At 61.0% G+C, this 21,196-nt stretch carries 30 protein-coding genes; 10 read left to right on the top strand and 20 right to left on the bottom strand.

What is annotated here, in order from left to right:
- Positions 1-128 precede the first annotated feature (128 nt).
- The 5 genes from HX839_RS16895 to HX839_RS16875 form a co-directional block, all read right to left on the bottom strand.
- Positions 129-740 carry a LysE family transporter gene (locus HX839_RS16895; protein ID WP_177067377.1) on the bottom strand — a complete coding sequence of 204 codons (612 nt, stop codon included), beginning with the start codon at positions 738-740 and terminating at the stop codon, positions 129-131.
- Positions 741-814: 74 nt separating this feature from the next.
- Positions 815-1,606, bottom strand: a complete 792-nt coding sequence (locus HX839_RS16890; protein WP_177067376.1) for an AraC family transcriptional regulator — start codon at positions 1,604-1,606, stop codon at positions 815-817.
- Between the two features lie 80 nt (positions 1,607-1,686).
- Positions 1,687-2,157 (bottom strand): arsenate reductase ArsC, encoded by a 471-nt coding sequence (locus HX839_RS16885; RefSeq protein ID WP_087693911.1) that lies wholly within the window; start codon positions 2,155-2,157, stop codon positions 1,687-1,689.
- A gap of 13 nt (positions 2,158-2,170) precedes the next feature.
- Positions 2,171-3,454, bottom strand: a complete 1,284-nt coding sequence (locus tag HX839_RS16880; RefSeq protein ID WP_177067375.1) for an arsenic transporter — start codon at positions 3,452-3,454, stop codon at positions 2,171-2,173.
- Between the two features lie 18 nt (positions 3,455-3,472).
- The gene (locus tag HX839_RS16875) at positions 3,473-3,829 is read right to left on the bottom strand and encodes a metalloregulator ArsR/SmtB family transcription factor (protein WP_003212604.1); all 357 of its coding nucleotides are present in this window, start codon (positions 3,827-3,829) and stop codon (positions 3,473-3,475) included.
- Between the two features lie 177 nt (positions 3,830-4,006).
- Between HX839_RS16875 and HX839_RS16870 the strand changes: the two genes are divergently transcribed.
- The 3 genes from HX839_RS16870 (at position 4,007) to HX839_RS16860 (ending at position 5,298) form a co-directional block, all read left to right on the top strand.
- Positions 4,007-4,222: a hypothetical protein gene (locus HX839_RS16870; protein WP_003212603.1), complete on the top strand. Its 216-nt coding sequence runs from the start codon at positions 4,007-4,009 to the stop codon at positions 4,220-4,222.
- A 72-nt stretch (positions 4,223-4,294) separates the two neighbouring features.
- A complete protein-coding gene (locus HX839_RS16865) occupies positions 4,295-4,990 on the top strand; it encodes an AzlC family ABC transporter permease (protein ID WP_003212602.1) in 696 nt (231 codons plus the stop codon).
- Positions 4,987-5,298 (top strand): AzlD domain-containing protein, encoded by a 312-nt coding sequence (locus HX839_RS16860; RefSeq protein WP_008432487.1) that lies wholly within the window; start codon positions 4,987-4,989, stop codon positions 5,296-5,298. The genes HX839_RS16865 and HX839_RS16860 overlap by 4 nt, the downstream gene beginning before the upstream one ends.
- A 152-nt stretch (positions 5,299-5,450) precedes the next feature.
- On the opposite strand, the gene HX839_RS16855 is transcribed toward HX839_RS16860, so the two are convergent.
- Positions 5,451-5,711: a hypothetical protein gene (locus HX839_RS16855; RefSeq protein WP_003212600.1), complete on the bottom strand. Its 261-nt coding sequence runs from the start codon at positions 5,709-5,711 to the stop codon at positions 5,451-5,453.
- 109 nt (positions 5,712-5,820) lie between these two features.
- On the opposite strand from HX839_RS16855, the gene HX839_RS16850 reads away from it, so the two are divergent.
- Entirely contained in the window at positions 5,821-6,174 is a 354-nt protein-coding gene (locus HX839_RS16850; protein ID WP_087693907.1) for a hypothetical protein, read from the top strand.
- Positions 6,175-6,315: 141 nt separating this feature from the next.
- Here HX839_RS16850 and HX839_RS16845 read toward each other — a convergent pair whose 3' ends face one another.
- The 7 genes from HX839_RS16845 to HX839_RS16815 form a co-directional block, all read right to left on the bottom strand.
- The gene (locus HX839_RS16845; protein ID WP_177067374.1) at positions 6,316-7,020 is read right to left on the bottom strand and encodes a YoaK family protein; all 705 of its coding nucleotides are present in this window, start codon (positions 7,018-7,020) and stop codon (positions 6,316-6,318) included.
- Between the two features lie 77 nt (positions 7,021-7,097).
- Complete coding sequence (locus HX839_RS16840) at positions 7,098-8,126, bottom strand: DNA topoisomerase IB (protein ID WP_008432490.1); 1,029 nt, start codon at positions 8,124-8,126, stop codon at positions 7,098-7,100.
- A gap of 91 nt (positions 8,127-8,217) precedes the next feature.
- Positions 8,218-9,303 (bottom strand): molybdenum ABC transporter ATP-binding protein, encoded by a 1,086-nt coding sequence (gene modC / locus HX839_RS16835; protein ID WP_177067373.1) that lies wholly within the window; start codon positions 9,301-9,303, stop codon positions 8,218-8,220.
- On the bottom strand, positions 9,303-9,983 hold the full coding sequence (modB, locus tag HX839_RS16830) for a molybdate ABC transporter permease subunit (protein ID WP_003212595.1): 681 nt from the start codon (positions 9,981-9,983) through the stop codon (positions 9,303-9,305). The genes modC and modB overlap by 1 nt, the downstream gene beginning before the upstream one ends.
- On the bottom strand, positions 9,984-10,751 hold the full coding sequence (modA, locus tag HX839_RS16825; protein ID WP_003212594.1) for a molybdate ABC transporter substrate-binding protein: 768 nt from the start codon (positions 10,749-10,751) through the stop codon (positions 9,984-9,986).
- A 117-nt stretch (positions 10,752-10,868) separates the two neighbouring features.
- Positions 10,869-11,933 (bottom strand): nitronate monooxygenase family protein, encoded by a 1,065-nt coding sequence (locus HX839_RS16820; protein WP_177067372.1) that lies wholly within the window; start codon positions 11,931-11,933, stop codon positions 10,869-10,871.
- A gap of 110 nt (positions 11,934-12,043) precedes the next feature.
- Entirely contained in the window at positions 12,044-12,922 is an 879-nt protein-coding gene (locus HX839_RS16815; protein WP_177020091.1) for an alpha/beta fold hydrolase, read from the bottom strand.
- Between the two features lie 176 nt (positions 12,923-13,098).
- Between HX839_RS16815 and HX839_RS16810 the strand changes: the two genes are divergently transcribed.
- Positions 13,099-13,683, top strand: a complete 585-nt coding sequence (locus HX839_RS16810; RefSeq protein WP_177067371.1) for an ABATE domain-containing protein — start codon at positions 13,099-13,101, stop codon at positions 13,681-13,683.
- Positions 13,684-13,689: 6 nt separating this feature from the next.
- On the opposite strand, the gene ada is transcribed toward HX839_RS16810, so the two are convergent.
- The 5 genes from ada to HX839_RS16785 form a co-directional block, all read right to left on the bottom strand.
- Positions 13,690-14,754 carry a bifunctional DNA-binding transcriptional regulator/O6-methylguanine-DNA methyltransferase Ada gene (ada, locus tag HX839_RS16805; protein WP_008432501.1) on the bottom strand — a complete coding sequence of 355 codons (1,065 nt, stop codon included), beginning with the start codon at positions 14,752-14,754 and terminating at the stop codon, positions 13,690-13,692.
- A 76-nt stretch (positions 14,755-14,830) separates the two neighbouring features.
- Positions 14,831-15,511, bottom strand: a complete 681-nt coding sequence (alkB, locus tag HX839_RS16800) for a DNA oxidative demethylase AlkB (protein WP_087693902.1) — start codon at positions 15,509-15,511, stop codon at positions 14,831-14,833.
- Positions 15,501-16,217: a 2OG-Fe(II) oxygenase gene (locus HX839_RS16795; protein ID WP_177067370.1), complete on the bottom strand. Its 717-nt coding sequence runs from the start codon at positions 16,215-16,217 to the stop codon at positions 15,501-15,503. Before HX839_RS16795 ends, alkB begins: the two co-directional genes overlap by 11 nt.
- Before the next feature lie 82 nt (positions 16,218-16,299).
- Positions 16,300-16,464, bottom strand: coding sequence for a hypothetical protein (locus HX839_RS16790; RefSeq protein ID WP_177019849.1), 165 nt, complete (start codon positions 16,462-16,464; stop codon positions 16,300-16,302).
- A gap of 11 nt (positions 16,465-16,475) precedes the next feature.
- The gene (locus HX839_RS16785; RefSeq protein ID WP_003212586.1) at positions 16,476-16,778 is read right to left on the bottom strand and encodes a DUF1883 domain-containing protein; all 303 of its coding nucleotides are present in this window, start codon (positions 16,776-16,778) and stop codon (positions 16,476-16,478) included.
- Positions 16,779-16,990: 212 nt separating this feature from the next.
- Between HX839_RS16785 and HX839_RS16780 the strand changes: the two genes are divergently transcribed.
- From HX839_RS16780 to HX839_RS16765, 4 genes are all read left to right on the top strand, one after another.
- Positions 16,991-17,341, top strand: a complete 351-nt coding sequence (locus tag HX839_RS16780; RefSeq protein ID WP_003212585.1) for a hypothetical protein — start codon at positions 16,991-16,993, stop codon at positions 17,339-17,341.
- A gap of 194 nt (positions 17,342-17,535) precedes the next feature.
- Positions 17,536-18,186 carry a c-type cytochrome gene (locus HX839_RS16775; protein ID WP_134326569.1) on the top strand — a complete coding sequence of 217 codons (651 nt, stop codon included), beginning with the start codon at positions 17,536-17,538 and terminating at the stop codon, positions 18,184-18,186.
- The gene (locus tag HX839_RS16770; RefSeq protein WP_003212583.1) at positions 18,183-19,106 is read left to right on the top strand and encodes a c-type cytochrome; all 924 of its coding nucleotides are present in this window, start codon (positions 18,183-18,185) and stop codon (positions 19,104-19,106) included. Before HX839_RS16775 ends, HX839_RS16770 begins: the two co-directional genes overlap by 4 nt.
- A 63-nt stretch (positions 19,107-19,169) precedes the next feature.
- Complete coding sequence (locus HX839_RS16765; protein ID WP_003212582.1) at positions 19,170-19,400, top strand: hypothetical protein; 231 nt, start codon at positions 19,170-19,172, stop codon at positions 19,398-19,400.
- On the opposite strand, the gene HX839_RS16760 is transcribed toward HX839_RS16765, so the two are convergent.
- Entirely contained in the window at positions 19,401-19,685 is a 285-nt protein-coding gene (locus HX839_RS16760; protein ID WP_003212581.1) for a hypothetical protein, read from the bottom strand. It lies immediately after the preceding gene.
- Positions 19,686-19,829: 144 nt separating this feature from the next.
- A complete protein-coding gene (locus HX839_RS16755) occupies positions 19,830-20,015 on the bottom strand; it encodes a hypothetical protein (protein ID WP_003212580.1) in 186 nt (61 codons plus the stop codon).
- A gap of 307 nt (positions 20,016-20,322) precedes the next feature.
- Between HX839_RS16755 and galU the strand changes: the two genes are divergently transcribed.
- On the top strand, positions 20,323-21,162 hold the full coding sequence (gene galU, locus HX839_RS16750) for a UTP--glucose-1-phosphate uridylyltransferase GalU (RefSeq protein WP_003212579.1): 840 nt from the start codon (positions 20,323-20,325) through the stop codon (positions 21,160-21,162).
- The last annotated feature ends 34 nt before the right edge of the window (positions 21,163-21,196 follow it).

Genomic DNA, 21,196 nt, shown 5'->3' with positions numbered 1-21,196 from the left:
GGCCGAACGCAGGTATTGCGGAGCCCTTTGCCCACTTTGGGCTGGGCCGGCATTCCGGCTTTTCCAAAGTGAGCCGCTGTAAGAGCGGAACCATAGGCCGCCGTTACCCAAATAACGGATATGCCCCCTCAAATCCCCCGCAACGCCAACATCGCCAGATACAGCAGCACCAGCCCACACGCCCCATAGCTAACCCTCTGCCACATGGGCGAAGCATTCCGCCGCAGCAAATTGACCAACCCCGCAATCAAAAAACACGACAACACCGAAGCCAGCATAAACCCCGCAAAAAACATCAACGTCTGCCCATGGCTAGGCGCCGCTCCGACTATCCCCGACAACGCACTCCCCAGCGCCCCCCAATAGACAATGTTCTTCGGATTCGCCAGGGAAATCGCCGCCCCCACCACCAGCGCATTCTGCCCGGACCTGGCCGGCGCACTCCCGGCCTCTGGCAAGCGCCAGGCATCCATCAGGCTGCGAATCCCGAGCCAGGCCAGATACAGCCCACAAACGGCCGTCAGCGGCACCCGCACCGACTCATGCTGGATCAACAACGCCATGCCCGTAAGCCCGATCACCGCCCACACGGCATCGCCCACCAGCGAACCGATCTGCACCAACAGCGCAGGGATAAACCCCTGCAGCAGCCCACGGCGCAGCGTCTCCGCCAGCACCGCCCCCGGCGACAGGCAAAACACAAACCCAAACACCAGCGCCGAAAAAAAGATCGTCAACATGCCTGCCTTCCTTCAAGTGATGGCCGGCATTTTAGGGAAGGGTGTGTAAGTCGTCTTGAACCAGATTGCGCTTTTCAGCCCTTGAGCAGGCGTTGATAGCGCCCCGGTGTGATCCCGTAGGCCGCCCGGAAATGCCGATTCAGATGGCTCTGGTCAGCAAACCCCAAGGCATGGGCAACCTGCGACGCCGCAACGCCTGAGCGCAACAGCCCCTTGGCGCGCCGGGTACGCAGTTGCATCGCCCACTGGCGTGGACTCAGCCCGGTTTCTTTCTGAAAAGCCCGCAGCAGATGGAATTTCGACAGGCCCAACTCGTCACCAAGGGTCTCGAGTGCCACCGCCTGGTGCAGGTTTTCAGCCAGCAATTCCTGGGCCTTGATCACCAACCCGCGTCCCACCGCAGTGCTGCCAGGCAAGCGGACGCCGCTGCAACCGACGACTTCGCCGAGCAGCACCACCAGGGCTTCCTCACTCAGCTCACGGGCCAGCGGATCGACACTCAACGCGCCTTCAATCGCCCCGGCGAGTTTCATCGCCAACGCCGGCTGGAAGCACAGCGAACGGTCGAACTCCAGGTGCGCCAGACCCAGATCAGCCGCCAATTGCTCGGCAGTCGCATACAAGCTGACAAACCGCCACGGCTGCCCTTCGGCCGCGCCTCCGCCTTGAATCTGCCCCGGGTTGTAGAGGGTGATGCTGCCGGGGCCGGCCTCGAAGGTGCGACGATCCAGCCACACCTGTTCCTCGCCGAGCAGGTTGACGCCGATCACGCATTCATCATGGCTGTGGCGGGCAAATGTCAGGCCGGTGCAGGCGGTGCTGCTGACTTCGTAGTTGCCCAGCCAGGCGTGCTGCATGGAACTCATTGAGGGGGCTCGCTGTGACCGTTGCCCGCGAGCATACGCCGGAAAAGACCTTCAGATCGACTACTCGCCCGGCTCTTCGGTTACGGCGTGGCGATGCGATCAAGCTCGGCCTTGATTTCGATGGGACTGAGGCTGGCGAACGGAATCTCGAAAAAAGCCCGGCAGCGCCGTTCAATGATTTCCAGGGTGGCGCGGAACGCGGCGTCGACCTGGGCTTCATCGCCTTGAACATCCGACGGGTCCTCCAACCCCCAATGTGCCTTCATGGCCGGGCCGAAATACACCGGGCAAGCTTCTCCAGCAGCCTTGTCGCATACGGTGACCACGATGTCCGGCGGGCTGCCTTCAAAGGCGTCGTTGCCCTTGCTGTACAAGCCTTCGGTGCTGATGCCGGCGGCCTTCAGCGTGGTCAGGCTGCGTGGCAGCACCTGGCCCTTGGGGAAACTCCCGGAGCTGATGGCCTGGAAACCGTCCGGCGCCAGATGGTTGAACAAGGCTTCCGAGAGAATGCTGCGGCAGCTGTTGGCGGTGCACATGAACAGGACTTTCATCAAGCGAACTCCGTCAGAAACTCAGGCGCAAGGCCAGGGCGGCGAGGGTGATCAACAGTACCGGCAGGGTCAGCACGATCCCGACCTTGAAGTAGTAACCCCAGGTGATGGTGATGCCTTTGCGTGCCAGGATGTGCAGCCAGAGCAGGGTCGCCAGGCTGCCGATAGGGGTGATTTTGGGGCCGAGGTCGCTGCCGATCACGTTGGCGTAGATCATCGCGTCCTTGACCACGCCCACGGCGTGGCTGGCCTCGATGGAGAGCGCGCCGATCAGCACGGTTGGCAGGTTGTTCATCGCCGAAGACAGCAGCGCGGTGAGTACACCGGTGCCCAAGGCCGCGCCCCATACGCCATAGCTTGCGAAGATGTCGAGCCAGGTCGCGAGGTAGTCGGTCAGCCCGGCGTTACGCAGGCCGTAGACCACCAGGTACATGCCCAGGGAGAAAATCACGATCTGCCAGGGCGCTTCCTTCAGCACCTTGCGGGTGGAGATTTTGTGGCCCTTGGCGGCGATCACCAGCAGTAATATGGCGCAGGCGGCAGAAATTGCGCTGATGGGAATGCCCAGCGGTTCCAGGGCAAAGCAGCCCACCAGCAGGATGCCCAGCACCCACCAGCCGGCGCGGAAGGTGGCGCGGTCGTGGATCGCGCTGGCAGGGTCGTCGAGGTCGGCCGGGTCGTAGGTTTGCGGAATGTCCCGGCGGAAAAACCACAGCAATACGGCGAGGGTCGCGGCGACGCTCACCAGGTTCACCGGCACCATCACTGCGGCGTATTCGTTGAAGCCGATCTTGAAATAGTCGGCCGAGACGATGTTCACCAGGTTGGAGACTACCAGCGGCAGGCTCGCGGTGTCGGCGATAAACCCGGCGCCCATGACGAACGCCAGGGTGGCTGCCGGGGAAAAGCGCAACGCCAACAGCATCGACATCACGATGGGCGTGAGGATCAGCGCCGCGCCGTCGTTGGCGAACAAAGCCGATACCAGCGCGCCCAGCAGCACCATGTACGCGAACAGTCGCCGACCGCGCCCACGGCCCCAGCGCGCCACATGCAAGGCAGCCCAGGCAAAGAAGCCCGCCTCATCCAGCAGCAGGCTGATGACGATCAGCGCGACAAAGGTCCCGGTGGCGTTCCAGATGATGTGCCACACCACCGGGATGTCGGCCAGGCTGATAACCCCGCACGCCAGGGCCAGGATCGCGCCCATCGTGGCGCTCCAGCCCACGCCCAGGCCCTTGGGCTGCCAGATGACCAAAATGATGGTGAACAGAAAGATAGCAACGGCAACAAGCATGAAAAGCTCTCCGCAGGATCAGCAGCAGGCGCTGGCCCGTTGTGGTCGGTCACCCATGGTTTCCAGACGCTGGGCGTCTGTTTTTAACCAGGCTTGGTTGGCTTGCAGGGTGGTGTCGAGCACTGCCGTCACCCACTCCGGCAAGGCCGGGTTGAGGCGGTAATAAATCCACTGGCCCTGGCGACGGTCCAGCAGCAACCCGCAACTGCGCAGTTGCGCCAGGTGGCGGGAGATTTTCGGCTGGCTGTCGTCCAGAGCATGGATCAATTCGCACACGCAAAGTTCGCCTTCACGCAGGATCAACAACGTCAGCCTGGCGCGGGTGGCGTCGGCCAGGCATTTAAAGACGTTGGGCGGGGAGAAAAGATCTGACATGGTCAGTGCCTTGATACATATGGAAATACGAATATACGGATATCCATATTTATTGGTCAAGCCTTGTTTCGATTGACCTGCGTCAAGTGCCCGACAATCGATGACAAGTGGTTGAAATTAAACTGAAACACAAATGTCCTAAAGTGCCTGCCCATTGGTGATGAAGGAAGAAAACGTGTGACCCGTGCCACTCGCAACCTGCGCAAGACCCTGGATTCCGTCGCGGACAATAACGAAACCGCGGCCTTTGACCTGATGCGCGCCGTCGAAAAGCTCAGCGATGAAGTGCTGCGCCAGCGCCTGCTCAATACCATCCACCGGCTCAACCAGGACGCCCACGAACTGCGCGAAGCCCGGGACGCGGTGGAGCGGGTGTCGGTCAAACTGGCTTGAGCACGATCGTTCAAGACAATCCCTGATACCGCTGGCATGCTTGTCGACTGACTGTCGATGAGCTTGTTGTGTATGCCTAACGCTCTGCCTCTGAACGCCTTTTCCCGTGGCGCGATTGCGATCATTCCATTGTCCCTGGCGTGTGCGCCGTGGGGATTGCTGGCCGGTTCGACTGCAATTGATGCCCAATTCACGCCACTGGAAGCCCAGGGGCTGTCGACCATCGTGTTTGCCGGTGCCGCACAATTGGTGGCCATCGGCATGGTCAAGAGCGGCGCCAGCCTGATTTCGATCCTGCTGACCACCTTGCTGCTGACCTCCCAGCATTTGCTCTACGGCATGCACATGCGTCCCACGCTGTCGCCGCTCAAGCCACGGTGGCGCATGAGCCTGGGCTTTTTGCTGACCGACGAATTCTTCGCCCTGGTCAGCCAGTACGACCGCCAGACCTTCAATCGCTGGTACGCCCTAGGCGTCGGCCTGACGTTCTATATCATCTGGAACGTCTTTACCTTCGCCGGCATCGTGCTCGGCAAAAGCATTCCCGGGCTGGATCAACTGGGCCTGGAATTCTCGATCGCAGCGACCTTTATCGCCCTGATCACCCCGGTAGTGCGCGACGTGCCGACCATCGTCTGCGTAGCCGTGTCGTTGCTGTGCTCGGTTTGGCTGAGCTACCTGCACTGGGAATCGGCGGTGGTGGTGTCCGGTGTGTTGGGGATGAGCGCAGGGTTTGCCTGCAAGCGGCTGGGAGTAGGGCAGCAATGATCTTCGTGATGATTTTTGGCATGGGTTTGATCGTGTTTCTCAACCGCTACCTGTTTCTCGAGCCGCGCCTGCCGGTGCGCCTCAATCGCGGGGCGCGGGAGTTTCTCGGGTTTGCCGTACCGGGGATGCTCACCGCCATCTGCGGCCCGATCATTTTCCTGGCTGATCACAAGCTCAACCTGAGTGTGGGCAACCCCTACCTGCTGGCCGGAATCAGCGCCGTGGCGTTGATGTTCTGGACCCGTAGCGTGCTGATCACCGTGTTGCTGAGCATGGCGCTGTTCTATCTGTTCCGCTGGCTGCTCTGACCAGCAAACTCCTGCTACGGGGGGAGCAAAACCAAGGCAAAAAAAAGCCTGCGGGAGGGCAGGCTGGAAGGGAGACTTCTTAAAAATGAGCCTGCCGACTATAGGCGGCGAGGTCTTCCTTCACAGTGAAACAAAGTTCATGAATCTGTCAGCTATTCGATAACCGGGGCGGCGGCTTTCTTGTTGGCTTTCGCCTCGGCCGCCAGGCATTCCAGGGCAAATTGCTCGGTGTAGGTCATCTGGATCGGGGTGCTTTCGCCCTTCACGGTGCGCTCGCCGTCAAGGATGTAGCGGATGCGCTTGTCGGTCACGCCGATGCGTTTGGCGATCCACGAAGGCGTCTGGCCGATGCGGCTGATCAGCTTGTCGGCGTAGTCGGTGGAGGGGTTGTAGCGCTCGGCATTGGGTGTCATGGGGTTTCCGGGTAAAAGCGGGTTCGTAAGTAGGCGGCAGGGTGACGCAATAATCCTTCGGTGTCGCCTGCTAATGGTACAGTCGCGTTTTTTCCAAGGAAGCTTCGGTATGCGGATGGTGGTAATTGGCGCTTTGGTCCTGGCATCGCTGGCCGGTTGCGCGGGCTCGAAGATGAAAGAGGCGCGTACCGGCGCGCCCTACAAAACCCTGGCCTCGGACAAGGCTCCGCTGGTGGTTGCCCAGTGCATCCAGTTCGGCTGGCAGGATGAAGCGGTGTTCGGGGTGGATGCCGGTGGTTTCATGGAGCCTGCACAGGCTGGTGGCTTCACCATCTACACCACGGCAGGTGACTATTTTGTCGACGTGCGCAGTGCCGGCGCCGGCGCCTCCGTCAACTATTACGCGGCCCAGGATGACTATCCGGCCAAGCGCCGCCTGGCGGCACTGGCGACCTGCCTGTAATCCATTCCGTTAGAAAAGTTCAGAAATGCCCTGCGGACAGTCCCGCAGGCATTGTTTTAGTATTTTCCCGCTCACCCGGCGTGACGGCTCTTTACCGGTACAGGGATGTCGAGGCCGGAGCGTCGGGAGGGCAGCTGTTTTCTAGCGGGGCATGTACCCCAGGTGCCAGCGCCGCGGAATCTTCAGCGACACCAGCCCCAACAGCGCCGACAGCACCCCGCTGACCAGCAGCGCACGAATCCCCATGTGGTGCTCCAGCAACGCACCGATCACCGCACCCACAAACATCCCGGCCCACGGGATCAGTTGCACGCGCCAGCCGTTGCGGCGTTCACCGAGGATCCAGCGGCCCAGTCCGCGACCAAAGCGTGACAGCGCCCCGGTGACATAGGTAAGCCCCACGGGCAACCCGTTCACTTCTTCGACGGCGGCATTCAACATGCCCATGGCGATGATCGCTGCCAGCAACGCCGGCAATTGATCGGCAAACGGCCAGGCCGCAGCCCCGCACAGCAGGGTGGCGATGCACAGCAACAAGGGCAGGGCGTGGCGCCGGCTGACGCGGCTGACCATCACGCCCAGCGCATTCCCGGCGATAAACGTCGCCACCAGCAACGTCAGGCGCCCGGTAAGGCCCAGGTCGCCTTCGCTGATCGCCACGGCGAGGCGCGTGGTGTTGCCGCTCATGAACGACACAAAATCCCCGCTGGCCATGAAACCAATCGCATCGGTCATGCCCGCCAGCACGGAAAGGCTGGCCACCAGCAGCAACCCGACACGCCCGCGCCATTTGTGGCGATGCAGCAAGGCGGCGTTGGTGTAGGGCTTCAGGGATGAAGGCAGCATGGGGCCGGGTTCCTCGGTGAGATTATCCGGCCACTACCGTAGGGCGCTTCGTGCTCCGCTGCAATGACTTGGCGCACTTACAGGCGTTCGGCCAGTTGCTCCAGAAACATCGCCAGCCCGACTTCCTCGGCTTTCAAGCCTTTGCGCACTCGGGGCTTGGGCAGTTTCGCCAGTTCGCCCAGGCTGAAATGCTCCAGCACCGCCGGGTGGATGTAGCACTTGCGACACACCGCCGGCGTGTTGCCCAGTTGCTTGGCAACGTTCTTGACCATCTCCACCACATGTTTCTTGGCGTCGGATTCCGGCTGCCACTCAAGCTCGCGCAGCACTGCCAGCGCCAGGGCGCTGCCGGCCCAGGTGCGGTAGTCCTTGGCGGTAAAATCCGCGCCGGTCAGGGTGTGCAGGTAGGCATTCACATCGGTGGAACTGACGGTATGGCGCTCGCCGTTCTCGTCCAGGTACTGGAACAGGTTCTGCCCCGGCAACTCCAGGCAACGCTTGATCACCGTGGCCAGGCGCCGGTCCTTGACGCTGATCTGGTGCTCGATGCCGCTCTTGCCGCGAAACTGGAACAGGATCTCACTGCCCTTGATATCCACATGGCGGGTGCGCAGGGTGGTCAGGCCGTAGGAGCGGTTGTCGCGGGCATATTGGGTATTGCCGACGCGGATCAGGGTGGCGTCGAGCAGCAGCACCACCGTGGCCAGGACCTTTTCCCGATTGAACCCTGGCGCCTCGATCTGTGCTTCCAACTGTTTGCGCAACTTGGGCAGCGCGCTGCCGAACTGTTGCAGCCGGGAGTATTTGTCGGTGTCGCGCACCTCGCGCCAGCGCGGGTGGTAGCGGTACTGCTTGCGCCCCCGGGCATCCCGCCCGGTGGCCTGCAGATGGCCGCGCGGGTCGGCGCAGATCCACACATCGGTATAGGCCGGCGGCACTGCCAGTGCGTTGATGCGTTTGATTTCGTCGGCATCGGTTATGCGTGTGCCGTCGGCCTTGAAGTATTGGAATTTGCCCCGCAGCTTTTTGCGGGAGATCCCGGGCTGGGTATCGTCGACGTAATGCAGGTCGCGGGGCAGGTCGGCAAGCAACGCAGGATCGGGCATGGCGCAAATTCCTTGGCAGGTATTTCTGATTGACCGCAGGGTTTTGCGGTCGTGCCAACAAGTTTGCTCCCCCGTAGCAGCTGTCGGGCAGTCAGGCCAGTACCGCCACCGCCTTGATTTGCGCCCACAGCGTCTGGCCGGGATGCAGCTGCAACTGGTCCCGGGAGTAACGGGTGATGCGCGCCAGCAGCGGCGTGCCGGCGGCGTCCAGGCTTACCAGCACGTGGGCTGCGTTGTCCGCCGGGATTTCCTGGGTCACCGTCACCGGCAGGCGATTGAGGATGCTGCTGTGTTCCTCGGCCTGCAGGCTCAAGCTGACGTCCCGCGCCTGGATCTTGAAACGCAACGGTTTGCCCAGCGCCAATGGTGCATGGGCCACGCGCATCTGCAATTGGCTCGCGGGCAATTGCAGGGTGAGCAACTGGTAGTGCGCGTCGTAGGCGCTGACGGTGCCGTTGATCACCACACCGGCGTCGTCGCCCAGGGCCATGGGCAGGTCCAGCCGGGCCAGGGTTTCGCCGATAGGACCGCTGGCCAGGGCCTTGCCGTCGCTGAGCAACACGATGTGATCAGCCAGGCGCGCCACTTCGTCCTGGGCATGGCTGACGTACAGCACCGGAATCTCCAGTTCGTCATGCAGGCGTTCGAGATACGGCAGGATCTCGCTTTTGCGTTTGCTGTCCAGCGCGGCCAACGGTTCATCCATCAGCAACAGGCTCGGGCTGGTGAGCAGGGCGCGGGCGATGCCGATGCGCTGGCGCTCACCGCCGGAAAGGTGCTGCGGATGGCGGTCCAGCAGGTGGCCGATGCCCAGCAACTCGGTGGCGTGGGCCATCTCCACGCGGCGTTGCTGGCGCGGGATGCGCTTGAGGCCGAACTCCAGGTTGGCCAGTACCGACAAATGCGGGAACAGGCTGGCTTCTTGAAACACGTAGCCCAGGGCGCGTTTGTGGGGTGGCACGAACAGTCCTTTGCGGCTGTCTTGCCAGACCTCGTCGTTGATTTGCACGAAACCCTCTTCAGCCCGCTCCAGCCCGGCGATGCAACGCAGGCAGGTGGTCTTGCCGGAGCCGGAATGGCCGTACAGCGCCGTCACCCCGCGACCGGGCAGGTGCAGGTCGACGTCCAGGGCAAACCCGGAATACTTCAGTTGCAGGCGTACCTCGATCATCGACATCAGCTCCAGCCCGCCTTGGTTTTACGGCTGGAGTAGAGCGCCAGCAACACCAGGAAAGAAAACACCACCATGGACCCGGCCAGCCAGTGGGCCTGGGCATATTCCATGGCTTCGACGTGGTCGTAGATCTGCACCGAGACGACCCGGGTCTTGTTGGGAATATTGCCGCCGATCATCAGTACCACGCCGAACTCGCCGACGGTGTGGGCAAAACCGAGAATCGACGCGGTGATAAACCCCGGGCGCGCCAGGGGCAGGATCACCGTGAAAAAAGTGTCCCAGGGATTGGCCCGCAAGGTCGCGGCCACTTCCAGTGGGCGAGTGCCAATGGCGGAGAAGGCGTTTTGCAACGGCTGCACCACGAACGGCATCGAATAGATCACCGAGCCAATCACCAGCCCGGCGAAGCTGAAGGTCAGGGTGCCCAGGCCCAGCCATTGGGTGAACTGGCCGAAGTAGCCGTTGGGGCCCATGGTCAACAGCAGGTAGAAGCCGATCACCGTGGGTGGCAACACCAACGGCAGGGCCACCACCGCGCCAATGGGGCCGCGCCACCACGAGCGGGTGCGCGACAGCCAGAGGGCTATCGGAGTGCCGATGATCAGCAGGATGACCGTGGTCAGCGATGCCAGTTTCAGGGTCAACCAGATCGCGGAAAAATCGGCACTCGACAGCGGCATTTACAGCTCGTAACCGTAGGACTTGATCACCGCGGCGGCTTTCGGACCCTTGAGGTATTCAACCAGGGCCTTGGCGGCGGCGCTGTCCTTGCCCTTGTTGAGGATTACCGCGTCCTGCTTGATCGGGTCATGCATCGACGACGGTACGATCCAGGCCGAACCGCTGGTGACTTTGCCGTCCTTGTAGATCTGCGACAGCGCTACAAAACCCAGTTCGGCGTTGCCGGTGGAGACGAATTGATAGGCCTGGGTGATGTTCTGGCCTTCAACGAGCTTGTCCTTGACCTTCTCGGTCAGGCCTTCCTTCGCCAGCACCTGGGTGGCGGCCAGGCCATAAGGCGCGGCTTTCGGGTTGGCGATGGACAGGTGCTGGAACTGGTTTTTCTTCAGCACTTCGCCCTTGGCATCGACGTAGCCTTCCTTGGCCGACCATAGCGCCAGGGTGCCGACCGCGTAGGTGAAGCGCGAGCCCTTGACGGTGTCGCCCTCGGCTTCGAGCTTCTGCGGGGTGGTGTCGTCGGCGCTGAGGAACACTTCAAACGGCGCGCCGTTCTTGATCTGGGTGTAGAACTGGCCGGTAGCGCCGTAGGCAGCGACCAGTTTATGGCCGGTGTCTTTTTCAAAGTCGGCGGCAATCGCCTGGATCGGTGCGGTGAAGTTGGCAGCCACGGCCACCTGTACTTCATCGGCATTCGCCGAGGAGAAGCCAAACGCGGCGATCAGGGTGGCGAGGGCCGTGGGGGCCAGGCGTGAGGCGCGAATCATCATCAAGAAGCTCCTTGGGGTTTGCGGCTTGTTAGGCAGAGGGGGACTACCGCTATGTATGGGAATATATAGCGGTTGGCCACTGCCGGTACAGCGCAAAGTTGTCCCGGGAGTTCAGGTTCAGCGTCGGCCGAGTTTTTCCAGGGTTTGCGCGGCCAGTTGCAGCGTCAGGTCATAGCTGGAGATGTCTTTGCCGAGGCGCAGCGCCTGGCCCGACCACAAGTTGCTGAAGCCGGCTTCGTCCTTGGCCTTGAGCGGCATCAACGCACCGCCGGACAGCGGGAACGCCGGCGCCGTGGGGTTGATCGCGCCCAACTCACGCATTACGCGGTTGATGATGCCCCGCGCCGGGCGCCCGGTGAACAGGTTGGTCAGCGCGGTTTCACTGGCCTGGGCAGTGCGCAAGGCGTGGTGGTGTGACTTCGAGACGGTGGCCTCGGGGGTAAACAGGTACGCGGTGCCAATCTGCACCGCTGACGCGCCAAGGGCGAAGGCCGCGACAATGCCCCTGGCATCCCCGATGCCGCCGGCCGCAATCACCGGCACGCGAACGGCATCGACAACCTGTGGCACCAGCGCCATGGTGCCGATCTGGCTATTCAGGTCGTCGCTGAGGAACATTCCGCGATGGCCACCGGCTTCGTTGCCCATGGCGATGATTGCATCGCATCCGTGCTGTTCCAGCCAGATGGCTTCTTCGACGGTGGTAGCCGACGACAGCACTTTCGCCCCGGTGGCCTTGACCCGGTCCAGCAGGGATTTTTCCGGCAGGCCGAAGTGAAAGCTCACCACTTCCGGGCGGAATTCTTCCACCACTTCACAGGCGGCGTTGTTGAACGGTGCGCGGTTGGAGACGGGCGTCGGCGCGTCAAAATCGGCGCCCAGCTCACGGTAGTAGGTTTCCAGCAGGTTCTTCCACTGAAGGTCGCGGTGAGCATCCGGCGTCGGTGGCTGATGGCAGAAGAAATTTACGTTCAGCGGCCGCGAACTGGCCTGGCGAATCGTGGTGAGTGCTTCGCGCAGTTGCTCGATGCTGAGCGCCGCCGCCGGCATCGAACCGAGGGCGCCGGCCTGATTGGCCGCAATCACCATGGCCGTGCTCGTGGCATTGGCCATGGGCGCCTGAATGATCGGTAACTCGATGCCCAGCAGGTCAAGAATTCGGGTGTCTGGCCAGGTGCTCATGGGACGCTTCTCCAACGGTGGAATGCTGTTCCGTCGTTTTAGCAGGGCCAGGCAGCACCAGGCCAGTCTGTATTATTCACTGGACGAATCCAGTGTTTCATGGGCGGTTATCAGTTGATGGCGTCACCCAGTACTGCATGAATCCGCTGGGCAATGTGCGCGGCGTGGGTTTCCAGGGCGAAGTGGCCGGTGTCGAGTAATTCCACCACGGCATTGGGGTTGTCGCCTTTGTAGGCATGGGCGCCCGGCGGGATGAAGAAGGGATCGTTCTGGCCCCAGATCACCAGCGCCGGCACTTGCGTGGCCTTGAAAAACGCCTGGAACGCCGGGTACAGCGTCAGGTTGTTGCGGTAGTCGAGGAACAGGTCCAACTGGATCTCGTCATTGCCGGGACGCTGCATCAGGAGCACGTCGAGCATGTAGGACTCCGGCGCCACCAACTCCGGTTGCGACACGCCATGCAGGTACTGATAACGCGTGCCTTCCAGGCTGATGACCGCGTTGCGAATCACCTCGCGATTGGCCTGGCTCGGCTCGGCCCAGTAGGCCCGGATCGGAGCCCAGGCGTCACCCAAACCTTCCAGGTAGGCATTGCCGTTTTGCGATATCAGCGCGCTGACCCGTTCCGGGTGGGCCACGGCGAGGCGCAGGCCCACCGGTGCGCCGTAGTCGAACACATAGAGGGCATAGCGACTGAGGTTCAGGGCCTCGACGAAGTGGCCAACGGTGATCGCCAGGTTATCGAAGCTGTAGTGGTAATTGCGTTCGGCGGGGACTTCAGTGAAGCCGAAGCCTGGCAAGTCCGGGGCGATGATCCGGTAGCGGGTGGCAAGCAGCGGGATCAGGTCACGGTACATATGGGACGAACTGGGAAAGCCATGCAACAGCAACAACACCGGCGCGGACGGGTCGCCCGCTTCACGGTAGAAAATGCGCACACCATCGGCATCAACGTGCTGATAGCGAACAACCGGGGCTGAAATCGACATGATCGGAGTCCTCTTTGTAACTGGTTAAATTGATTTGGTGGGTTACTGGATTTGCAGGCTGCGCTTGAAAATGTAACCTGTCAAATTAATTTAATAGGTTACTGATCGACGAATTTAGTAACTATTCAAAAGCGTAATCAGCGGTTACGATGGCGCGGACTTGAAGAGGATTTGCCATGCCCGCCATCACCCCATCCCCGTTGGAACCCTACGTTCTGGCTGATCATCCCGTGCTGGACATGCTCAATACCCGGGCGAATGTCGACGGTGTGCCCTTTGAATTCTGGCAAGGCGATGCCGATGTCGAGCGCTGGCTGGTGCGGCTTGGCTGGGCCGAGGAGGGCGCAGTACCGGTATTTGAGGAGGGGGCACTGCTGGGCGCGGCGCGGGGATTGCGGGAAGTGATCCGCGTGTTACTGGAACAGCGCAAGGCCGGCCAGCAGGGCGATCCCGCCGCGCTGAATGCGTTCCTGCGCAAGGCGGTCAGTCACCCGCAACTGGCTTGGCCGGCGCCTGGCGAGTTGCGGCTGGAGCGCCAGCGCAAGGTGCAGACTGCCGAGCAGTTCCTGGCGCCGATTGCCGAAGCCGCCGCGACGTTACTGGTGGAAGGGGATTTCGGCCTGGTCCGCACCTGCGAACATCCCGAGTGCGTGCTGTGGTTCTACGACCGCACCAAGGGCCACAAGCGCCGCTGGTGCAGCATGGCGCTGTGTGGCAATCGGCATAAGGTGGCCGAGTTTCGCAAGCGCAAACTGGTGTAGACGTCCTCAGGATTCTGCCGGGCTTTCGCGCTCCAGCAACTGCCGCTTACGCTCGACACCCCAGCGGTAGCCCGACAGATTGCCGTCGGCGCGCACCACGCGATGGCAGGGAATCGCCACCGCCAGGCTGTTGGCACCACACGCCTGGGCCACGGCGCGATAGGCGGTCGGCGCGCCGATGCGCTGGGCGATCTCGGCGTAGCTGGCGGTGCACCCCACCGGGATTTCCCGCAAGGCTTGCCACACGCGTTCCTGAAACGCAGTGCCGCGCAAGTCCAGGGGCAAGTCCAGGCCCAGGGCCGGCGCTTCGATAAAGCCCACCACCTGGGCGATCAATTGTTCGAAGTCGTGATCGGCACCCAGCAGATTGGCGCGGGGAAACTGGTCCTGCAGGTCGCGCACCAGTTTGTCCGGGTCATCCCCCAGCAGGATCGCGCACACACCGCGATTGCTCTGGGCCACCAGAATGGCGCCCAATGAGCATTGGCCAACGGCAAAGCGAATATCCGTGTTGGTGCCGCCGGCTTTGTAGTCGCGGGGCTTCATGCCGAGCAATTGGTCGGCAGCCTCATAAAAGCGGCTGTTGGAATTGAAGCCGGCGTCGTACAGCGCATCGGTCACCGAGTGCTGGTCCTTGAGGCCGTCCCGTACCTTGCGCGAGCGATGAGCGCTGCCGTAGCGCTTGGGCGTCAGGCCGGTCACCGCCTTGAACACCCGATGAAAATGGAACGGGCTCAAGCCGGCGAGGGCGGCCAGATCTTCAAGGGGCGGCAGGGTTTCGGCCTGTTCGATGTGCCGACAGGCCGCTGCCACCAGTTGCGCATGGCGTGCGGCCACCTGGGTCTGGTCCCCCGACGCGCGCTTGTTGGGCCGGTAGCCCGCCGCTTCAGCCTGTTGCGGGGTGTCGAAGAACTCGACGTTCTCCGGGCGCGGGCGCCGTGCGGAACTGCTGGGGCGACAGTACACACCGGTGGTTTTCACACCATAGACGAAGGTCAAGTCGGCCTTGGCGTCACGGGCGACAATCGCGGCCCAGCGGGGGTCTTGTTCGGTGGCGTGGCGCGCGGTCATGGTGGTGGCTCCTGGTTGAAGAATGCCAGGTTAGTCCCGTGGGGCATTCCCATCACTCCGATGCTTGCGGTCAAATTCATCCGGCCGTGCGAAACGTCAGGTTGATGCGCTGCGGCCCCATGACCGGATGCGTGCCGGGCTTGATCGGCATCACGCCGTGAAAGCGCAGGCGGTCCACGCCGCCCCACACCACTACGTCGCCATGGAACAACGAGACTTTTTGCGTCTTGTCGCTGCGCTCATGGCCGCCGAACAGGAAGATCGCCGGTAAACCCAATGACACCGAGACCACCGGGGCCGCATAGCGACGCTCGTTCTTGTCCTGGTGCAGGGACATTTTCGCGCCTGGCACATAGCGGTTGATCAGGCAGGCATCCGGCTCAAAATCGTCGAAACCTGCATCTGCTGCCGCCATCACGGCCAGTTCGCGCAATGCGGCCGGAAGGGCTGGCCAGGGTTGTTGGTTATTCGGGTCAATCGGGGAGTAGCGATAACCGGTGGAGTCGGTCGTCCAGCCCAAGTCACCGCAACTGCTTAACGCCGCCGACATGGTAAAACCACCGGGCGTGACCATTTGCCGGAAGGGCGATTGAGCCAATACCCGTCGCAGTTCCGGTAGCAAACGCTCGACCCAGGGCAGGGCATAGCCCCTGAGGACGTAGGATTGTTCACCGATTTGCTCGCGCCCCGGGGGCTGTTGCAGCGCCTCATCGGCGAACAAATCGGCGGTTGATCCGGGAAGGGTCTTACTGCGCATCGTGAAAAATCACTCCCAAGGTATGCCGGGTACCACTGTGCAGAACACTGACCCCATGGCGCAAGGTCACCCGATGAAACCCCCTCACACTCGGCATGGGTCGCTGATTGACCGCGAAGATTACCGCGTCACCCTGGTTAAGAGGGACGACCTGGGCCCGGGATTGCATTCTTGGCCGCTGCTCCGTCAGCACCAACTCCCCGCCACGAAAGTCCTCTCCCGGCTGCGACAACAGGATGGCAACTTGTAGGGGAAACACATGTTCCCCGTACAGATCCTGATGCAGGCAGTTGTAGTCGCCTGGACCGTATTGCAGCAATAACGGGGTAGGGCGTTGCTGCCCGGCTGCGTGGCAGCGGGCAATGAAGTCGGCATGGTGCGCCGGATAGGTGATCGGCAGGTTCATCTGTTCGTTCCAGCGATTGGCCTGGGGCGCCAGGAACCCATACAGCTGTTCACGCAGCGCGCGGATCGGCGCTGGCAGCGGGTAGCGGAAATATTTGTATTCGCCCCGGCCAAAGCCGTGCCTGGCCATCATCACATGGGAGCGAAACAGTTCGGGTCGGGGGTAGTGGCCGCTCAGTTCAGCGCATTCCTGCTGATCCAGCAGGGCCGGAATCAGTGCGTTACCCTGTTCATCAAGGGCTTGCTCGATGGCGGCCCAGTCCAGCTTGGCCAGGCGTTCATGCAGTGGAGTGGAAGGCATCGACAAGTTCCTGTGGCAGCGCATTAGGGCTGCCAGTCTAGAAAGTCGTCAGCGTCAGAACACTCCGATGCTTGCGCTCGAATTACAGCGCCTTGCTCACATTGATGTCGGTAATCTCATCGCTGGCATCGTGGATTTTCTCCAGGGCTTCCTTGGCTTCCTCCACGCTGCCTGCTTGCAGTTGGGCGAACTCGAAGCGGCGCTCACCGTTGAGTTTGTACTTGATCACATATTTGGTGGTAGTCACGGGCATTCCTGTCAGCTCAGTTTCGAATTGGTGCGGCGCACAATGCGGATCTTGTGGGACAAGGTCGGCTTTTTGGTCACGCTGATGGCGCGGCGGGTCACGACGTCCAGGGTGATGTTCCAGAACCCGGTGCTGGGCGCAGTGATTTTTGCCGGGAACTTGTCGAACGCGCCGCCGTGGTAAGTATGGCGGCCGCCGTTCTTGAAGCTGCGAAAGTTGGCATCGCTCATCAGGCGGATGTTGCAGGTTTGCGAGCATTCAATGACGACAATATCTCCTTCATTGAGGTGCTCACGCTGGTGGATGAATTTCATAAGGTGTCTCCAGAAGGGCTTTTTCTGAAAAATCAGAACGATACGTAGGTTAAGATGGAGTTTATCAGCCCCAGCACGTTTATTATCGGACCGTCGTCGACGACTTCGACAATTTAAAACAGTTATTTACCGAGTTATCAGGGATAAATCCTACGTGGGCGGGAGAAAAATACCTTCTTCGCTGTCGTAGGGTCTTTATCGGAGGTTTTTATATGAAGTGGAGTGTGTTGGTTCTGGCCCTGGCGTTGGGTGGATGTGCTTCGGTGGCGGATATCAAGCAGACCCCACCAACGCTGGCAGTGATCTCCGGGAAAAAACCACAGGAATACGCGGCGTGCGTTGTCCAGAAATTGTCTAAAACCCGCAGGCCTTCGCAGATCGAGCCTCACAAGGATGGTGTTCAAGTTATCGTACCGCAGAAGTTTTCTGCCGACCCGTCGGCCATTTTTGAAATTGAAGAGCGCTCCAGCGGGAGCAGTATCAAGCTCTACGAGAGCATGTCCAATGTGCCTATTCGTCCAGGTGACGTGAAGGCTGCGGGGGAAGCGTGCATTTCCGGCTGAGTCTTTAGCCGCCCACCTCGAATCCGATCAAGAAGCCCGTCCCTGCTGCCGCAGCGTCGGGCTTTTTTGTGCGCGAGGTTTAGTACGCCGTCCTTTACTCGCGGATGAGTGTTGTCGCGATCGGGCCATTGCCCTACCATTTGTAGGCTTATGCCTAATTCGCCTAAGCATATAACTATAAAAATGGAGTCGTGATGATGTCTCTGGAACGAGTTCTGATGGGTAGCGCGTTGTTGCTGATGTTGGGCAATGCCCACGCGCTGGAGGGGAAAAACGTTTATATGCAGGGCGGCTCGCAGCCGGGAGCTGCGCCGTGCGTGGCCTGCCACGGGGCTGATGGCCTGGGGCTGGCAGCCGCGGGTTTTCCGCGTTTGGCCGGTTTATCGGCGGTGTATTTGCGTAAGCAGCTGCAGGATTTTAAAAGTGGCGCCCGTAACAGCCCGGTGATGCAACCGCTGGCCAACGCCCTCACGGAAGAGGAAGTCAGCGCTGTAACCCGGCAGCTGGCGGCAATGCCTGCGCCCGCACCTGTGCCGGTGCACCGCAGCGAGATGCCTACTGACGCTGCGCAAAAGATTGCCCTGCAAGGCGCGTGGGAGCGCCAGATTCCGGCCTGTGTCAGCTGTCATGGCCCGGCCGGCGTGGGCGTCGGCGACGGGTTTCCACCCCTGGCCGGACAATCTGCGGCCTACCTCGCGGCGCAGTTGAACGCCTGGCGCAGCGGCACGCGCCATAACGATCCGAATGATCTGATGGGCCATATCGCCAAATCCCTCAGCGCTGAAGAAGTGCAGGCCGTGGCCACCTATTTTGCCTCGTTGAGCGGCCAGGAGGCCAAGCCATGAAGCGCTTCTTGTTTGCTCCGCTGCTGGGAAGCCTGATCGGCGTACCCGTCCATGCCGCCCCTATTGCCATGGAAGACCAGTCACAGTTGCAGCCAGCCGGCGCTCATGGGGCTGCCGTGCAGTTCCAGCCGCCCAAAGAAAGCGAGCTGCCGGACAACGCCTACGGCAAGCTGGTGAAACAGGGCTACGCGCTGTTTGTCGACACCAAGCGCCTGGCGCCGCAATTTGTCGGTAATGGCCTCAATTGCAGCAATTGCCACCTGGACCAGGGTCGCCTGGCCAATTCGGCGCCGCTGTGGGGTGCCTACCCGATGTACCCGGCGTATCGAAAAAAGAACGACAAGGTCAACACCTTCGCCGAGCGTTTGCAGGGCTGTTTCCAGTTCAGCATGAATGGCGGCACGCCACCGGCTGCAGACAGCCCGGAGATTACCGCGCTGTCGGTGTATGCCTACTGGCTGGCGAGCAAGGCTCCCTTGGGCGTCGAACTGCCGGGCCGTGGCTACCCGGACGTGCCGGCACCCGCCAAGGGTTACGACCTGGCCCAGGGCGCAGAGGTCTACAAGGGCCAGTGCGCGGTGTGCCATGGCGCCGAAGGCCAGGGCCAGAAAGTGGGCGACAACTACGTGATGCCGCCGCTCTGGGGTAAAGACTCCTACAACTGGGGCGCCGGGATGCATCGAATCAATACGGCAGCGTCCTTCATCAAGCACAACATGCCCCTGGGCCAGGGCGGTAGCCTGACCGACCAGCAAGCCTGGGACGTGGCAGCCTACGTCAACCGTCACGAGCGTCCTCAGGACCCGCGCCTCGTGGACGGCTCCGTGGAGAAAACCCGGGTGAAGTTCCATGCCAATGACGGCGTCAATCTTTACGGGCAGACGGTCGATGGCGTACTGATCGGTCAAGGCATCCGTTAAACTGTCGATAACCCATAAAAAATGCCGCTGAATCAGCGGCATTGTCTTTTCGGAAACTCAGTCATGAAACGTGAGCAAGTCAGGGAACAGCATGCAGGGGGGCATATTTCTGCGACCCATGTGATTCAAAATCCCGCGGATACGGGCGAGTGGATCGTGTTCTTCAAGAAGAGTGGCGGTCGCAGTTACTTCCTGGTGGATGACCAGGATGAAGTCGAATCCTTCTCCCGCCTGGACGACTTGATCGAGACCATTCGCGGCCTGGGCATCAAGTTCGCCGAAATTCACATGTAGTTATTTGCAGACCACCGTCACGCTGCGGGTCTTGTAGTTGCCGACATCCTTGCCCAGGGTCTTGTCGCTTTCTTTCAGGGCCGGTGTGCCTTCGGTGCCGACAATCCGGTAGCCGGTGCCCGCGCAGGACGCATCAGCCTTTTCATAACAGCTGGCCCAGGAGTTGGCTTCGCCGGAGCAGTCGATGGCCAGTCCTTGTTCGCCGTTCTTCAGGACCGTGTCGGAAGTGGTGGTGCAGCCACCGGTAAGCGCCAGTACCGCAATCAGTGCCAGGATCTTGTTCATGTAGGAGTCGTCATCAGGGTGTTGGAGGGGAGCGCTGACACTGTCGTGGGGCGTTACAGGCGAGATTATAGCGAACCGCCATCAACGTACAGACAAACACAAAAAAGCCCCGTCAAACGAGGCTTGATTGGCGTTACCGCGGTGTTACTTGGTTTTCGGACGCTTGCTCGACGCGTGGCCGGCCTCATCCACAAACACTTCGGCCACGGCACAGGCTTGAGCTTCGGTCGCGAATGCGCCGGCAACGCTGTCGCCATGGAAGTTGATCAAGTGCCAGCCGTCCGCTCGCTTGGTGATCAGGTAGCCGTTCACGCCTTTTGGTTCTGACATCTATCAATCTCGTTGTCTGGTTCAAGGGCGTAATGATAGCGCCAAACGGCGTGGGGCGGCGCAAGTTGTTGCAGGTCAGTGCCGATCGTCATAAAGCGTGCTAAAAAGGTTGGAGCCCTTTGAATGACGGGCACAAGCCGACGATTTCTAACAGCGGCGAAGGTACTTGATTGAATGCCGGCGGAACTTACGCCGACATTTTTTCTCTATGTTGACATCGCAACGCCAGCAGGACCCATTGTAAGGTGACTGCGGCCTGATTAGACTGCGCCGAATTTCGTACGCACAGCCCTTTGTAAGGACTCATATGATCAAGAAATGCTTGTTCCCAGCAGCCGGTTACGGCACTCGCTTCCTGCCAGCGACCAAGGCCATGCCCAAAGAAATGCTGCCGGTGGTGAACAAGCCACTGATCCAGTATGGCGTGGAAGAAGCACTGGATGCCGGCCTGAACGAAATCTCGATCGTGACCGGCCGTGGCAAACGCGCCCTGGAAGACCACTTCGACATCAGCTACGAGCTGGAAAACCAGATCAAGGGCACCGACAAGGAAAAATACCTGGTCGGCATCCGTAAGCTGCTCGACGAGTGCTCGTTCTCCTACACCCGCCAGACCCAAATGAAAGGCCTGGGGCACGCGATCCTGACCGGTCGTCCGCTGATCGGTGACGAACCGTTCGCCGTGGTACTGGCCGATGACCTGTGTGTAAACCTGGAAGGCGACGGCGTCCTGACCCAGATGGTCAAGCTGTACCAGAAGTACCGTTGCACCATCGTCGCGGTTCAAGAGGTCGATCCTCAGGAAACCAACAAGTACGGCGTGATTGCCGGCGACGATATCGGTGATGGCCTGATCCGCGTACGCGACATGGTTGAAAAGCCAGCGCCGGAAGATGCTCCGTCGAACCTGGCGATCATCGGCCGCTACATCCTGACCCCTGACATCTTCAAGCTGATCGAAGAAACCGAGCCAGGCAAGGGTGGCGAGATCCAGATCACCGACGCCCTGCTGAAGCAGGCAAAAGACGGTTGCGTGATTGCCTACAAGTTCAAGGGTCGTCGTTTTGACTGCGGTGGCGCCGAAGGCTACATCGAAGCGACCAACTTCTGCTACGAGCACTTCTACAAGACTGGCAAGGCTTACTGATTCATCGTTGCCAGCCCGTTGAAAAAGCCTGCGA

This window comes from Pseudomonas sp. I8001, assembly GCF_013385345.1.
Lineage (GTDB): Bacteria > Pseudomonadota > Gammaproteobacteria > Pseudomonadales > Pseudomonadaceae > Aquipseudomonas.
This window is presented reverse-complemented; position numbering and strand designations above follow the sequence as displayed.